Here is a 12753-nt window from a genome sequence, read left to right on the forward strand (position 1 = left end):
CTTGGGTTTCAGGCGGGTAACTGGAAGTGGGGGTTCTGGATGATGCCCAGCACATTGGCAAATGGGTCGAGCACCGTGCCCAGCCGAATGCCGCCGCCCACATCATGCACCGCTTCGTGTGAGGTAGCGCCCAGGGCCAGCAGGCGGGCAAACGCGGCTTCGGCATCGGGCACGCCCCAGTAGGCCACCTGCCCACCGGGCCCGGTAGCGCCCTCGGGCACTAACCCCAACTCGTAGCCGCCCACGTTGAAGCCGGCGTAGTAAGGCTCATTGAAGTAGGGCTCCTCACCCAGCACGGAGCGGTACCAGGCCACGGCTTCGGATAGGTTTTCGGCGGTGTATACCACGGTGCGCAGCCCTTGGAACATAGAAAACGGGGAAAGATATGGGCGGGCAAGATAGCGCATTTAAGAACTGAGTTGTTCTATCCGTAGCGGCTTGCAACCCCGGGCCGGCCGCGCGCCGTAGGCAGGAGGCCGGCCCGGGGTACTCCGCCCACTGCCGGTTTTTCTTTTCGTGCTGCCATGTCCGCTGCTGCTACTGCCGCTTCCCCCGAGCCCCGACTTTCCCTTACCACGCCCTTTACCTACGCCATTTTTCGGGCCATCTGGATTGCCTCCGTGGTATCGAACATCGGCACCTGGATGCAGAACGTGGCCGGTGTCTGGCTCGTCACCACGCTCACTACCTCGGCCCTGCTGGTCGCCCTGATGCAAACGGCTACCAGCCTGCCTTCGTTTCTGCTGAGTATGCCTGCCGGCGCCATCGGCGACCTGATTGACCGGCGCAAGCTGCTGCTGGTTACGCAAAGCTTTATGGGCGCCGTGGCGCTGCTGCTGGGTACGCTCACACTGCTGGGTGAAATTTCGGCACTGGGCGTGCTGGCCTTCACCTTTATTCTCGGCATTGGGGCAGCGGTGAATGCGCCCATCTGGCAAACCGTAACTACGGAGTTGGTGCCGCGGCCAGTGCTGCCTTTCGCCATTACGCTCAACGGGGTTAGCAACAACATTGCGCGGGCCATTGGGCCGGCTGTTGGCGGAGTCATCATTGCTTATTACTCGCCGGGCTACGTGTTTCTGCTCAACGGGCTGTCGTTTGCGGCTACCTGGGCGGTGGTCTACAACTGGAAGCGGGCCGAAACCGTCACCAATGGCCCGGCCGAAAACTTTACCGGGGCCCTGCGCGCGGGCCTGCGCTATGTGCAGTACTCGCCGGCCATCTATGCGGTGCTGGTGCGCACCTTTGCCTTTTCCTTCGGGGCCAGTGCCATGTGGGCGCTGCTCTCGGTGGTTACGGCGCGGCGGCTCATGCTCAGCTCGGGCTCCTACGGGGTGCTGCTCTCGTGGCTGGGAGCGGGCGCCATCACTGGGGCGTTTCTGATGGGGCGCGCCGGCCACCGGCTGTCGTTCAACCAGCGGGTGCTGCTGGGCACGCTGGTATTTGTGGGCACCAACCTGGGGCTGGCCTTCATCCCGTCGGTGTACTGGCTGTATCCGCTCATGCTGCTGTCGGGCATTGCCTGGCTGATGGTGATGACGAGCTTCAGCACCACCGTGCAGCTGCACGTGCCCAAGTGGGTGCAGGCCCGGGTGGTGAGCATCTACATGCTGGTGTTTCAGGCGGGACTGGCGCTGGGCAGTATCGTGTGGGGTGAGCTGGCCGACCGGGTAAGCCTGCCGCTGGCGTTGCTGGGGGCGGCCGGCTGGATGCTGGTAAGCATGGTTCTGGCTTTGCCTTTTCCGCTGCGCCCCGCCGAAAACCTCGACTTCACACCTGCCGGCACGTTTCCCGTGCCCAACGTCCACGCCGATATCGACCCCGATGATGGCCCGGTGGTGGTGATGGTGGAATATAAGGTAGCCGTGGCCGACCAGCCCGCTTTCCGGCAGGCGGCGGCCCAGCTTACCCGTCTGCGCCTGCGCGACGGCGCCATGCGGGCTGGGGTCTTCACCGATCTAACCCGGCCCGAGTGTATTACGGAGTTCTTTTACGTGGCCACCTGGGGCGAGCATGAACGCCAGCACCAGCGCTTCACCCGCGACGATGCCGTGGTGCGGGCGCAGGTGCGCCAGTTCCACGTTGGGCCCGAGCCGCCACGCGTCACGCACTTTCTGGCTTTCCCCAAAACCGCCAATATTGAGGTGGCCACCAACGTTGAGAACATGCAGGGCCAGCAGTAGTTCGGCGGCTACCGACGAAAAGTGTAAAATACGGCCTTGTATTTGCTGCCACGGGGCAAAATCAGGTCATCGGCTTGGCTGGCCGCAGCCCGCCTGCCGCCGGTGAAGTCTTCCACACAACGTGTAGCATGCGGGCTGCGTACCGGGCTGCATCACCATTCTTTCCGGCTTATGCCCAAACTTTTGCTTTTGCTGCTGTTGGCGCTGCTGATGGTAGTAGACCCGGACATCGTAGCAGCGGCTCCGGCCGCCAGCGCCCCCGCCGAAGCGGCCGTACTTAGTCCGCCTAAGATCCACCGGCCCAACTACAAGCGCTACCGAGGCAACAGCAGCAAGAAAAAGCGCAAGCGTGGCCTGTTTAAGCGCTGGGCCGCCCGCCGGAAAGCCAAGCGCCAGCAGAAAGCAGCCCCGGTTCGGCGTGGCGTCATTCGGGTAGATGCGCCCGACGTGAAGATGCCCCCCAAACCGCAGCCCTAAAAAGCCGCGCCTCCTAACGCAATCAGCCGCAGATCCAGCATAGGGTCTGCGGCTGATTGCGTTATGGCCAGTATCGGCTACTTGGGCCGGGCTGAGGCAACCAGGGCAGGCGTAATGGGCTGATAGGCCTCCGGGGCCAGGTTCAGCGGATAACGGTAGGTTTTCTGGCCCAGCGTTACCACAAACTCGTACCGGTCGCCTACCAGGTCGCGCACATTCAGCTTCATGCCAAACGAGGGCGCGGCGCTGAAGCGCTGGTACAGCTTGGCGCCGTCGCGCAGGCGCACAATCTGTACCTGGCCTTTCTGCTGAGCCGGGTTGCTGATGCGGAGGACGTACACGTTGTCGGATACCTTGCTGACGTAGGCGGGCGCCGAAGCGGCCACTACCTGCGCCTGGGCGGCATGAGAGAAGCCCAGGCCGATTAGGGCAGCCAGCAGGGCGAAACGGGAGGAGGTTTGCAGAAGCGTTTTCATAGAGGTAGGAAGAAAAAAGGTTGGAGGTTAGAGCAGAACCGGCCGCACCCGAAGGCCCTGGCCCGGTTCTGCTTCTATAGAGGGCGTTTCTCTTCCCAACAGTTGCCTGGGCTGATGGACATAATGATGTGAGGCCGCAAATTTTCAGTTAGTTACTAGCGCCGGAAGCTCTGGGCGGGTTGGTTGTGCAGCCCTGGCAGCTTGGTTCCAGCCGATGCGCCGGCTTGGTACGCCCGCTGGCCCCGGCAAAACACTTGTTCGGGTCGGCGGCTTATAGCGTCGTCACTTATCAAGAAGCCCTTTGTCCCTGCTGTATTTCGAAAATGCCGCCGGCCGGCTGCTGGAAGATCCGGCCGGCTTTCTGCGGGTAGTATGGACCGGCCGCCCGCGCGGCCCCCACGATGCGCAGGCCCTGTTCACGCACATGCAGACTGCCCTGCAACGGCACGGCTGGAGTCGCATCTTCATTGATCAGCGCCAGATGCTGCCCTTCTCGTCTCAGGAGCAAACCTGGGTGGCCCGGCACTGGCTGCCACAGGCCGTGCAGGCGGGCTACCGGCACGGCGCCGTGCTGGTGTCTACCGATGTGATGGTGCGCCTGGCTACGGCCTATGTGACCACCCAGGTGCAGGGCCTGCCGCTGGTTTACCGCTCCTTCGAAACCGAAGGCGCCGCCATAGCCTGGCTGCTCCAGCAGCCAATGACGCCCTAGCGGCTCACGTACCCGGTCACCACATCACCTAAGCCGGCAACTGCTGGCTTAGGACTAGCTGTTGCCCTTACAGGCCAGACGAAACCGGACGCACCGCCCGGGTGCGGACAGAATATGATGGATGAATTAGTTAGGGGTTTGGCGTAAGTATTTGAGGCGGAGTGCTTTGATGGTTTGGCATGTGGCTTGGCTTCTTCTGGTGGGGCCGGCCGGCTATGTGTGCAGAAATGCACACCAACTGGTACTGCCCCGCAGAGCTTCCTTCCTTCATCCACTTCCCTCTTTCCGCCCTAGCTATGAAAACGCTTTTCGTTTCCGCCGCCCGCTACGCCCTGCCCCACCTACTTGCCCTGGGGGCTCTGTGCTTCCCGCACTCCACCCAGGCTCAGCAGCAGACAACCCCCGTTACCCTCGAAACGCCCACCGCCGAAACCGTGCGCCTGCGCATCCAGAACCCGGCCCAACAGCGCGGCTCGGTGCAGGTGGTGAGCGTGCGCACCGGGCAGCTGTTATTCAAAGAAAACTATGCGGCGCCGGCCTACGGGCACCGATTCGACTTCCGCAACCTGGCTGCCGGGCGCTACGCCCTGGTCGTGCGTGTGGGCGAGGACTGCTACCGCTATACGGTGCAGGTGGCCCCTGCCACGGCTAACCTGCCGCTGGTAGTGCGCCCCGTGAAAACCCGCCCGTCGAAAGAAATGCTGGCCTCGGTGGTGCAGTAGCGGACCGTGGGCTGGCACACCGCTTGAGCCGGCCTAGCCAATGGCGCGAACCCGCTGACCTGCCTGCCTCAGCACCGAAAACCCCGGCTGCCCAGGTCCAGGCGCAGGCGCAGGTACTGCTGCAGCCAGATGGGGTAGAGGTTGTAGCCCACATTGAGCAGGGCGAGCAGTGCGGCCCAGCCCCAGCGGCCCTGCGCGGCGGCGTAGCCGCTCATCAGCAGGAAAAACACCCCGGCCGCCATGTGAAACCGCTCCATGTGGTAGCTTTCGGCCCGCAGGCTGGCGGCCGACCTCCGACCCCGCACCCGCCGGTACTGCGGGTAGCGCCGCCGCACCAGCCCGTTTACCAGGCCGCCATGCTGGGCCAGGTGGTTTACCAGCGGCACGCCCAGCCGCCGGTAGGCAGTGGGTACGCGGCTCAGCTGCCACCAGCTAAACCACGCTTTGGGTACGGCATACGCCAGCAAGCTGAGCGCCAGCAGCCCGTACAGCCAGGGCCGGGCCACATACTGGTAGCAAAAGAAACTCAGCGGCCCCAGACTCAGCACCGACCACAGCACCGAGGGCACAGCGTTGTAGAACGCCAACAGGGCAGGGGAGGGCTGCGCGGGGTGCTTAGCGGGTATCATTCCCCAAAGTACGCTGCCGCCTGGGTTTGGGCGAGGGCCATATTATTCGTGTCATGCTGAGCGCAGTCGAAGCATCTCTACCGCTTTGTCTGAATACCACTGCAACGAAGCGGTAGAGATGCTTCGACTACGCGGACGCCAGATGGAGAATGACCGTTCCTAAACACGTACCGCTCGTTAATAGCTTTCCTTCTGGAAGCCGTACTCGCGCAGCTTGGCTTCGAAGGAATCGGGGTAGTTGGCTTTGAGGTGGTGGATGAGGGCGCGCAGGGCTTTGCGCAGCTTGGCCTCCCCCTGCACCTTGGTGTCTACTTTCACGCTGCGGGCCCCGGAGGTATCGGTGCTGGCTTTCACCAGGGCGGCGTACTCGGTAGCCAGGGGCTGCCAATAGGCGGTGCCGTACTTCTTCTTATCGAACTTATACTTGACGAGGGCCGCCAGCAGCTTGGTGAGGGCCGCGGCCCGCTCGGTGCGGTCTTTGGGCAGGCGGTAGCCTTTGTTGAATTTCTCGATGCCGAACTCGGGGTAGTAGGCCTTCGGATTCTCGTATTCTTCCTCCAGGTAGTTTTTTACGAAGCCCAGCCCTTGGTCGAGGAGCTTATCGAGGGCTTTGAGGCGGGCGGCCTGTGGGGTGCGGGTGTCGGCAGCAGCATCGGCGGCGGTGCAGGCGGTGGCAAAGGCCGTGGCCTGGGCCGCGAAATCGGCTTTGGTGAGCCAGAGCAGGGCGGGCAGCTCGGCGCTCTGCCAGGCCCCGGCCGCGGTAGTCGCCAGTGTCGACAGGGCCAGGGCCCCAGCGGGGAGCTGCTTGGCGCGGCGGACGGGTTTGGAAAGGGGCGCGGGGGCCGTAGCCACCGACTCTAAGGGGGTAATGGACATAACGCAACGGGATTAAGTAATTGGATACCGGAATATAGAATAGCGCCTATGCAATAACAAGTCCCCCGGCTTTCCGACCATTGTCGGAGAGCCGGGAAAATGCGCCCCGGTCTTCCGACAATAGTCGGAGCCCTGGTTTACTGCGCCCCAAGCTTCCGACGATGGTCGGAAGGCCGGGAAAATGCGCCCCACCGCTCCGACAATGGTCGGAGAGCCGGGGCGCGGGAAACCAGGGCTGCCGCCGGTGCGGGAGAGGCGGGGAAACTACTTACTCTACCAGCTGTAACGATACTACACCACTGCCCATGCGCCCCCGTCAGCCTCACTGCGCAGGTAAGGCTCATAACTTACCATAGGCGCTACCGATACCAGCACATCATTTTCAACATGGATATCGAATTCCTCAACAGCGGGCTTCGCCCCGCAGGCCGGACACACGTCGTCCTCTAATATTCCATAGACCATGACCCTAGGCAAGCCCGGTATGCCTCTGTCATTCCCACCCCATAGCAGCGTGTCGCCTAGTTTATAGTCAAGTTGCCATGTGTCGCCAAACTTAAACTGAAGGCGCGCAGGAGTTACTTGGCCGCACTGGAGGCACCGGATTGACGTGTGCAGCGTGTTGAAGGCACCCATAGCAGGTCTGGTTGGTGGATAAATAGCTCGGTAAGTGACATAGCTGCCGCAGGTGCAGGAGAGGCAGAGGAGCTACGCAAGGTAGCTGCTGAGGGCAGGAATCTTCCAGAACGGCATGTACTCCGTCCAGCCGAGGAAGAAGGAAAAGAGCACGTGGATAACGGGTGCCGACAAGAAGCTCAGCGCCAGGTAGGCCGCCGTGCGCCGCTTATCCAGCTGCCAGACCAACGGGGGCAGCAGCACGGTAATGAGCATGGGAATGGGGTAATACACCCACCAGGGCAGGCCCAACGTGGCCCCATACTTCCCAAACAGCATCCCGAATACCACGACCACCAGGGCCAGCAGCCCAATCTGGCGCTGCCGGGCCCGAAACTCCTCCCGGGGTAGAATCACCCAAGCCATCAGCCAGAAGACCACCAGCGACGCCAGAATCATAAAGGGGAAATGCCACTCGGTGCTCATAGCAGGAGATGAAGATGATGACGGATTCAGCTCTGCTCCCGCCGCTGCCTTGGGGGCTGAGGCAGGAACCATGGCTGCTGGGGTTGCGGGAGAGGCGGGGAATAGAAAGAATTCGCTCCGTCTCTACTGCGGGCGGTGCGGGTCCGGCTTGCCGCTGCTGCGGCAGTGGAGGTATAACCGCCACGTCAAGGCTGGTCACGAGTTACGCTGGGCTAAACTCTCGCCAGATGAGATTACGGGCTGCTTAATGACTATAAGTTAGATGCCGAGTAATTGTTGGAACATATCAGGCCGGCCTTTAGCCGCTTCAATTCGCCCTACATTCTCAGCTACGAAGCCCTTGAGAAGGTCATTCGGTTGAGGCAAATGATTGTTTTTAAAAGCTGCATTATTTTTAATGAGGGCCCGAATAGTGTGGATTATTCCCCACGGAATACCCCACCATCCCAGTAATGCTGATGAGATAGTGGCCTGACGATTAAGCGCGTCCAGACAAGGTGGGCATGCTATGGCAAACTCCTTCTTGCGAGTAGTCATGATTATAAAGCTCACAACTCGATAGGAAATAGTAGCATTAAGCGGCTGACTAGAAGACTGGCAAATTGGACATGGCTGTTCCTGAATCATTGCGCAGTAAGCATGTAGGCCTGCTTCATCAAGTACCTTAAACTGGGCTTCGATGCTGGATTGGGCTGCTTCAGCTAATCCTCGGGCTTGTAGTTCCGCTTTCAATAGCGCCAAAGCATCCGGTCGGAGCTTTACGGCATCATCGGTGGCGATGCTCAGCAACTTGGCATCCGAAAGCTTTCGGTAATTTTCTCTTAAAATGTCCTCTGAAATGGCCATAACGGCTAGTAATCAACGGAATGGTAGGTGTTTTGGCAAAGTGTACTTATACTCAGATTCCATATTAACCTTTAAAAAGGCTTGAGAAAAAGTGCGAAAACTTGCGAAAACTTTCTCACTTTTACTGAGGTTTTAAAGGAAAACGGGCCACCCTCAAATGGGTAGCCCGTTGCCGAGGATCCTCAGACTCATTTAGAAGCCTGCTTCTTTCAACGCTTTACAGAAACGTTTTCATCCAGCTTACAGCATCCCACAGCTTTTTACCAGCTGTGCCGATGGTTGCGAGGCGAGAAAGAAAAGTCGCAGTTCGGCGCATGTAGCGCAAAAAAGTACTCCAATTCATAGTGCCACTACGGTTGGGTATGTGAGGCAAACAGCCTCGCTAAAAAACGGAAGGTTGCCGCCTTCCGTTTTTTGCGTTTAAGGCCTTAGTATGGGCTGTAGCCTCCAACCATCCGGTTGACGAATACATTCTAAGGTCCAGAGTTCTACATAGGCAATGGTATTTTGTGTCTAGAAGGCCTGTATTGTTACCCGCCCGCTTTCATAAGCAGACGGGTAACTTTCGTTTGTCATCCCCTTTCAATTACGACCCGCAGGCCTCGCAAGCATCCGGGTTATCCAGGGAGCAGGCCATAGCGGCGGCCTGGTCGGTGTAGACGGGCTCCAGGGTTTCGGCGGCTTGCTTCTGCACCGTGAACTTGATGGCGTCGGCGGCGGCTTTGGTGCGCAGGTAGTACATGCCGGTTTTCAGGCCCTTCTTCCAGGAGTGGAAGTGCATGCTGGTGAGCTTGCCGAAGTTCACGTTCTGCACGTGCAGGTTCAGGCTCTGGCTCTGGCAGATAAACGCCCCGCGGTCGGCCGACATGTCGATGATGCGGCGCTGCGAAATCTCCCACACCGTCTTGTACAGGTCTTTGATGTGCTGCGGGATGCTGGGAATATCCTGCACCGAGCCGTTGGCGGCAATAATGGCCTGCTTCATCTGGTCGTTCCAGATGCCCAGCTTCACCAGGTCCTTCAGCAGGTGCTTGTTCACCACCATGAACTCCCCGCTCAGCACGCGCCGCACGTAGATGTTGGAGGTGTAAGGCTCAAACGACTCGTTGTTGCCCAGAATCTGAGCCGTGGAAGCCGTAGGCATGGGCGCTACCAACAGGGAGTTGCGGGCCCCATGCTTGATAACCTCGGCGCGCAGGCTTTCCCAATCCCAGCGGCCCGAGTTGGGCGTCACGCCCCAGAGGTCGAACTGGAACTGGCCCTTGCTCAGGGGCGAGCCAGGGAAGGTTTCGTAGTGCCCGTCTTTGATGGCCAAATCCTTGGAGGCCGTCATGGCCGCGAAGTAGATGGTTTCAAATACGTCCTTGTTCAGGCCTGCTGCCTCGTCGCTCTCGAAGGGCATGCGCAGGGCAATAAAGGTATCGGCCAAGCCCTGCACGCCCAGCCCGATGGGGCGGTGGCGGCGGTTGCTGCGCTCAGCCTCCGGCACGGGGTAGTAGTTGATGTCGATTACCTTGTTCAGGTTCTTCGTGGCGTGGTAAGTCACGTCGTACAGCTTCTGGTGGTCGAATACCAGGGAGCCGTTTTCTTCCTTCACAAAGCGGGGCAAAGCCAGCGAGGCGAGGTTGCACACGGCAATTTCGTTCTCGTCGGTGTACTCCATAATCTCGGTGCAGAGGTTGGAGCTTTTGATGGTGCCCAGGTTCTGCTGGTTGCTCTTGCTGTTGGCGGCGTCCTTGAACAGCATGTAGGGCGTGCCGGTCTCGGTCTGGCTTTCCAGGATGGCAAACCACAGCTCCTGCGCCTTAATGGTTTTGCGGCCACGGCCTTCCTTCTCGTACTTCTGGTAGAGCTTCTCGAACTCCGCCCCGAAGGTGGTGTCGAGGCCGGGGCACTCGTGGGGGCACATCAGCGTCCAGTCGCCGTTGGCTTCCACGCGCTTCATAAACAGGTCGGGCGTCCAGAGGGCGTAGAACAGGTCGCGGGCGCGCATCTCCTCCTTGCCGTGGTTTTTCTTGAGGTCCAGGAAGTCGAAGATATCGGCGTGCCAGGGCTCCAGGTAAATGGCGAAGGCGCCTTTGCGCTTCCCGCCGCCCTGGTCCACGTAGCGGGCCGTGTCGTTGAACACCTTGAGCATGGGCGTGAGGCCGTTGCTGGTGCCGTTGGTGCCCTTGATGTAGGAGCCCGTGGCGCGCACATTGTGCACGGCCAGCCCGATGCCGCCGGCGCTCTGCGAAATCAGCGCGCAGTTCTTGAGCGTGTCGTAGATGCCCTCGATGGAGTCGTCCTTCATCGTGAGCAGGAAGCAGGAGGAAAGCTGGGGCTTGGGCGTGCCGGCGTTGAAGAGGGTAGGCGTAGCGTGCGTAAACCACCGCTCCGACATCAGCTCGTAGGTTTCGATGGCCGAATCGATGTCTTCGCGGTGAATGCCGATGGCCACGCGCATGAGCATGTGCTGGGGCCGCTCCACCACTTTGCCATCGAGGCGCAGCAGGTAGCTCCGCTCCAGGGTCTTGAAGCCGAAGTAGTCGTACGAGTAGTCCCGGTCGTAGATGATGGCCGAGTCGAGCTGGGCGGCGTGCTTATGCACCACTTCCCACACGTCCTTGGCAATAAGGGAGGCGTTTTCGCCGGTCTTGGGGTCCTCGTAGGTGTAGAGGCGCTTCATGGTGCTCGAAAACGACTTCGAGGTCACCTTGTGCAGGTTGCTCACGGCAATGCGAGCGGCCAGGATAGCGTAGTCGGGGTGACGCGTGGTGAGCGAGGCGGCGGTTTCGGCGGCCAGGTTGTCAAGCTCCACGGTCGTCACGCCGTCGTAAATGCCATCAATGACCTTCTTGGCCACTTCAATGGGGGAGACGAACAGCATGTTGAGCCCGTAACAGAGCTTTTCGATGCGGGCCGTGACTTTATCGAACTTGACGGATTCGCGCCGACCGTCGCGCTTAATTACCAGCATGGGCGAAGTGTGTGAGGTTGTGAAGGATACGGCGGCGCGGGCCCGGAGGCAGCTAAGCAGGCTAGCAAGCCCGCTCGGGGTTCCGGGCCCGCGCCGATGTTGACCGGAATATAGCCAGCCTTGTTAGATGCCTCAAGCTATAGTCCAACAGAAAGTTTTCCACATGGCCCTGGTGGCCCCAAATTCGCCGATTTTGCCCGCGACGAAATGGCGTAAAAAAGGTTCGTCGCCGGGGCAAAATCGGGTTGTGGTTGTGCCGGGAATTTGGTAGGCTAGGTGAGAGGCAGTAAGCAAAAATGACGTCATGCTGAGCGGAGCCGAAGCATCTCTACCTCTGGCTAATTATTTGGCATTACAACGAAGCGGTAGAGATGCTTCGGCTCCGCTCAGCATGACGTTTCAGATAGTTCTTAAGCGCTTGCGCGTTTACTATCCACACAGCCTAGATGTGCTGCCGGGGCTGCGCTACCTTACTTAGCCGCGCCCGGGGCGGGCATCTGCATCAGAAACTGCCCGCCGCTGCCGCCGGTGTAGGTGGGTACACTGCTGCCGCCTTTTTCCCAGGCTTCAATCCAGCGCATCTGCACCAGCAGCGGCGTGAGCGACTGTTGCTGCTTCTGGTTGGCGTAGGCCTGGGCGTCGGCGGCAATGCGGATGGCTTTGGCCCGGCCCTCGGCTTCGGCAATGTTGATGCGGGCCTGCGCCTCAGCCTGACGGATGCGGTTTTCGGTTTGCAGGCCGGTCTGCACGGCCGTGTTCTTAGCGTCGATGGCGGCTTTGAGGCTGACGGGTGGCTCCAGCTTGGTGGTAATCTGCTGCACCGTGAAGCCCATGGCCTGGAGCTGGCGCACGAGGTTGGCCTTCACCTGGGCCTCGTAGGAGCCCCGGTTGCTGATGAGCGAATCGGCGGTGTAGCGGTTGGTAGCCACCCGGTAGGCTTCGTACACGGCCGTTTTCAGAAAGCCGTTTTCGATGTCGGTAAGCGGGCGGCGGTACTGGCGGAAGATGTCGTCAACCTTGTCGGACTGCACAAAGTAGTTGAGGCTGGGTGCCACCCCGAAGCCCGAGCCGTCCTTGCTCTGGACCTCAAACTCTTCGTACTCCTTGTGCTGGGTGTACACCGGAAACTCGTACACGGCCGTGCTCAGGGGCGAGTAGAACACCCAGCCCGTGGCGTAGGTAATATCGTCCACGCCCCGCGCCGTGCCGGCCAGGTTCACCTTGATGCCCACGTTGCCGGCATCAATGCGCTCTACCTTGATAAGGCTGCACCCACCGACGATGACCAGGAGCAGCAAGCCCAGGAAAATAAGGGGCTTCCGCCAGGAGCGGTTGGCCAGGGAGTCAAGTGGTGTCATCGGAAGGAGGGAAAAAAGAGGAGGAAGATGAAACGGAGCGAAGAAGCCGGTGCCCGGCCTGGTAGAGCGAGAGGGCCACACCGCCCAGTAGCACCAGCAGGCCCGCCGCGCCGCAGCCCAGCCACCAGTTGGAGGGGCGGCTCATCCAGTCGAGGCAGCGGGGCAGGGCGTAGGGCAGCAGGCCGCCGTAGAACAGCACCCAGCCCAAGGCCCAACGGTAGGAAACACGTGTCGCAGGCATGAAGACGAAGCAAAAAAGCAGATGCCGGCCCCAATATCTGAACTATACCGCACACCGGCAGTTTTCTGAAAGGCAAAAACGCCGACCACCCGGGCCGACAGGAAAATGGCCGGCCCGGGCGTTGTACTTTTGACCAGCGGCCGGTTTCTGCCTGCCGCCTCAGGCTCTTTCTA

Annotated in this window: 14 protein-coding genes; 4 read left to right on the top strand and 10 right to left on the bottom strand. The window is 60.4% G+C overall.

All coding sequences use genetic code 11. The features are described from left to right. Nucleotides 1-8: 8 nt before the first annotated feature. The gene (locus LRS06_RS10525) at nucleotides 9-368 is read right to left on the bottom strand and encodes a VOC family protein (protein ID WP_257871443.1); all 360 of its coding nucleotides are present in this window, start codon (nucleotides 366-368) and stop codon (nucleotides 9-11) included. Between the two features lie 156 nt (nucleotides 369-524). Between LRS06_RS10525 and LRS06_RS10530 the strand changes: the two genes are divergently transcribed. Both LRS06_RS10530 and LRS06_RS10535 read left to right on the top strand, forming a co-directional pair. After that, entirely contained in the window at nucleotides 525-2183 is a 1659-nt protein-coding gene (locus tag LRS06_RS10530) for an MFS transporter (protein WP_257871444.1), read from the top strand. A gap of 171 nt (nucleotides 2184-2354) precedes the next feature. Beyond that, nucleotides 2355-2660, top strand: coding sequence for a hypothetical protein (locus tag LRS06_RS10535; protein ID WP_257871445.1), 306 nt, complete (start codon nucleotides 2355-2357; stop codon nucleotides 2658-2660). Between the two features lie 77 nt (nucleotides 2661-2737). Here the strand turns inward: LRS06_RS10535 and LRS06_RS10540 are convergent, their stop codons facing one another. Continuing rightward, nucleotides 2738-3136 carry a hypothetical protein gene (locus tag LRS06_RS10540; protein WP_257871446.1) on the bottom strand — a complete coding sequence of 133 codons (399 nt, stop codon included), beginning with the start codon at nucleotides 3134-3136 and terminating at the stop codon, nucleotides 2738-2740. A gap of 301 nt (nucleotides 3137-3437) precedes the next feature. Here LRS06_RS10540 and LRS06_RS10545 point away from each other — a divergent pair, with 301 nt between their 5' ends. Next, nucleotides 3438-3848, top strand: coding sequence for an STAS/SEC14 domain-containing protein (locus LRS06_RS10545; protein ID WP_257871447.1), 411 nt, complete (start codon nucleotides 3438-3440; stop codon nucleotides 3846-3848). 296 nt (nucleotides 3849-4144) lie between these two features. Then, nucleotides 4145-4570, top strand: a complete 426-nt coding sequence (locus LRS06_RS10550; RefSeq protein WP_257871448.1) for a hypothetical protein — start codon at nucleotides 4145-4147, stop codon at nucleotides 4568-4570. A gap of 68 nt (nucleotides 4571-4638) precedes the next feature. Here LRS06_RS10550 and LRS06_RS10555 read toward each other — a convergent pair whose 3' ends face one another. From LRS06_RS10555 to LRS06_RS10590, 8 genes are all read right to left on the bottom strand, one after another. Then, nucleotides 4639-5199, bottom strand: a complete 561-nt coding sequence (locus LRS06_RS10555; RefSeq protein WP_257871449.1) for a hypothetical protein — start codon at nucleotides 5197-5199, stop codon at nucleotides 4639-4641. A gap of 177 nt (nucleotides 5200-5376) precedes the next feature. Continuing rightward, nucleotides 5377-6075, bottom strand: a complete 699-nt coding sequence (locus LRS06_RS10560; RefSeq protein ID WP_257871450.1) for a hypothetical protein — start codon at nucleotides 6073-6075, stop codon at nucleotides 5377-5379. A 291-nt stretch (nucleotides 6076-6366) separates the two neighbouring features. After that, nucleotides 6367-6540 (bottom strand): hypothetical protein, encoded by a 174-nt coding sequence (locus LRS06_RS10565; protein WP_257871451.1) that lies wholly within the window; start codon nucleotides 6538-6540, stop codon nucleotides 6367-6369. Nucleotides 6541-6783: 243 nt separating this feature from the next. Beyond that, entirely contained in the window at nucleotides 6784-7248 is a 465-nt protein-coding gene (locus LRS06_RS10570) for a hypothetical protein (protein ID WP_257871452.1), read from the bottom strand. A gap of 186 nt (nucleotides 7249-7434) precedes the next feature. Next, the gene (locus LRS06_RS10575; RefSeq protein WP_257871453.1) at nucleotides 7435-8022 is read right to left on the bottom strand and encodes a hypothetical protein; all 588 of its coding nucleotides are present in this window, start codon (nucleotides 8020-8022) and stop codon (nucleotides 7435-7437) included. A 586-nt stretch (nucleotides 8023-8608) separates the two neighbouring features. Further along, a complete protein-coding gene (locus tag LRS06_RS10580) occupies nucleotides 8609-10981 on the bottom strand; it encodes a ribonucleoside-diphosphate reductase subunit alpha (protein WP_257871454.1) in 2373 nt (790 codons plus the stop codon). 470 nt (nucleotides 10982-11451) lie between these two features. Continuing rightward, nucleotides 11452-12339, bottom strand: a complete 888-nt coding sequence (locus LRS06_RS10585; protein ID WP_257871455.1) for a prohibitin family protein — start codon at nucleotides 12337-12339, stop codon at nucleotides 11452-11454. Next, nucleotides 12326-12580: a hypothetical protein gene (locus LRS06_RS10590; RefSeq protein WP_257871456.1), complete on the bottom strand. Its 255-nt coding sequence runs from the start codon at nucleotides 12578-12580 to the stop codon at nucleotides 12326-12328. The genes LRS06_RS10585 and LRS06_RS10590 overlap by 14 nt, the downstream gene beginning before the upstream one ends. Between the last annotated feature and the right edge of the window lie 173 nt (nucleotides 12581-12753).

This window comes from Hymenobacter sp. J193 (assembly GCF_024700075.1).
Lineage (GTDB): Bacteria > Bacteroidota > Bacteroidia > Cytophagales > Hymenobacteraceae > Hymenobacter.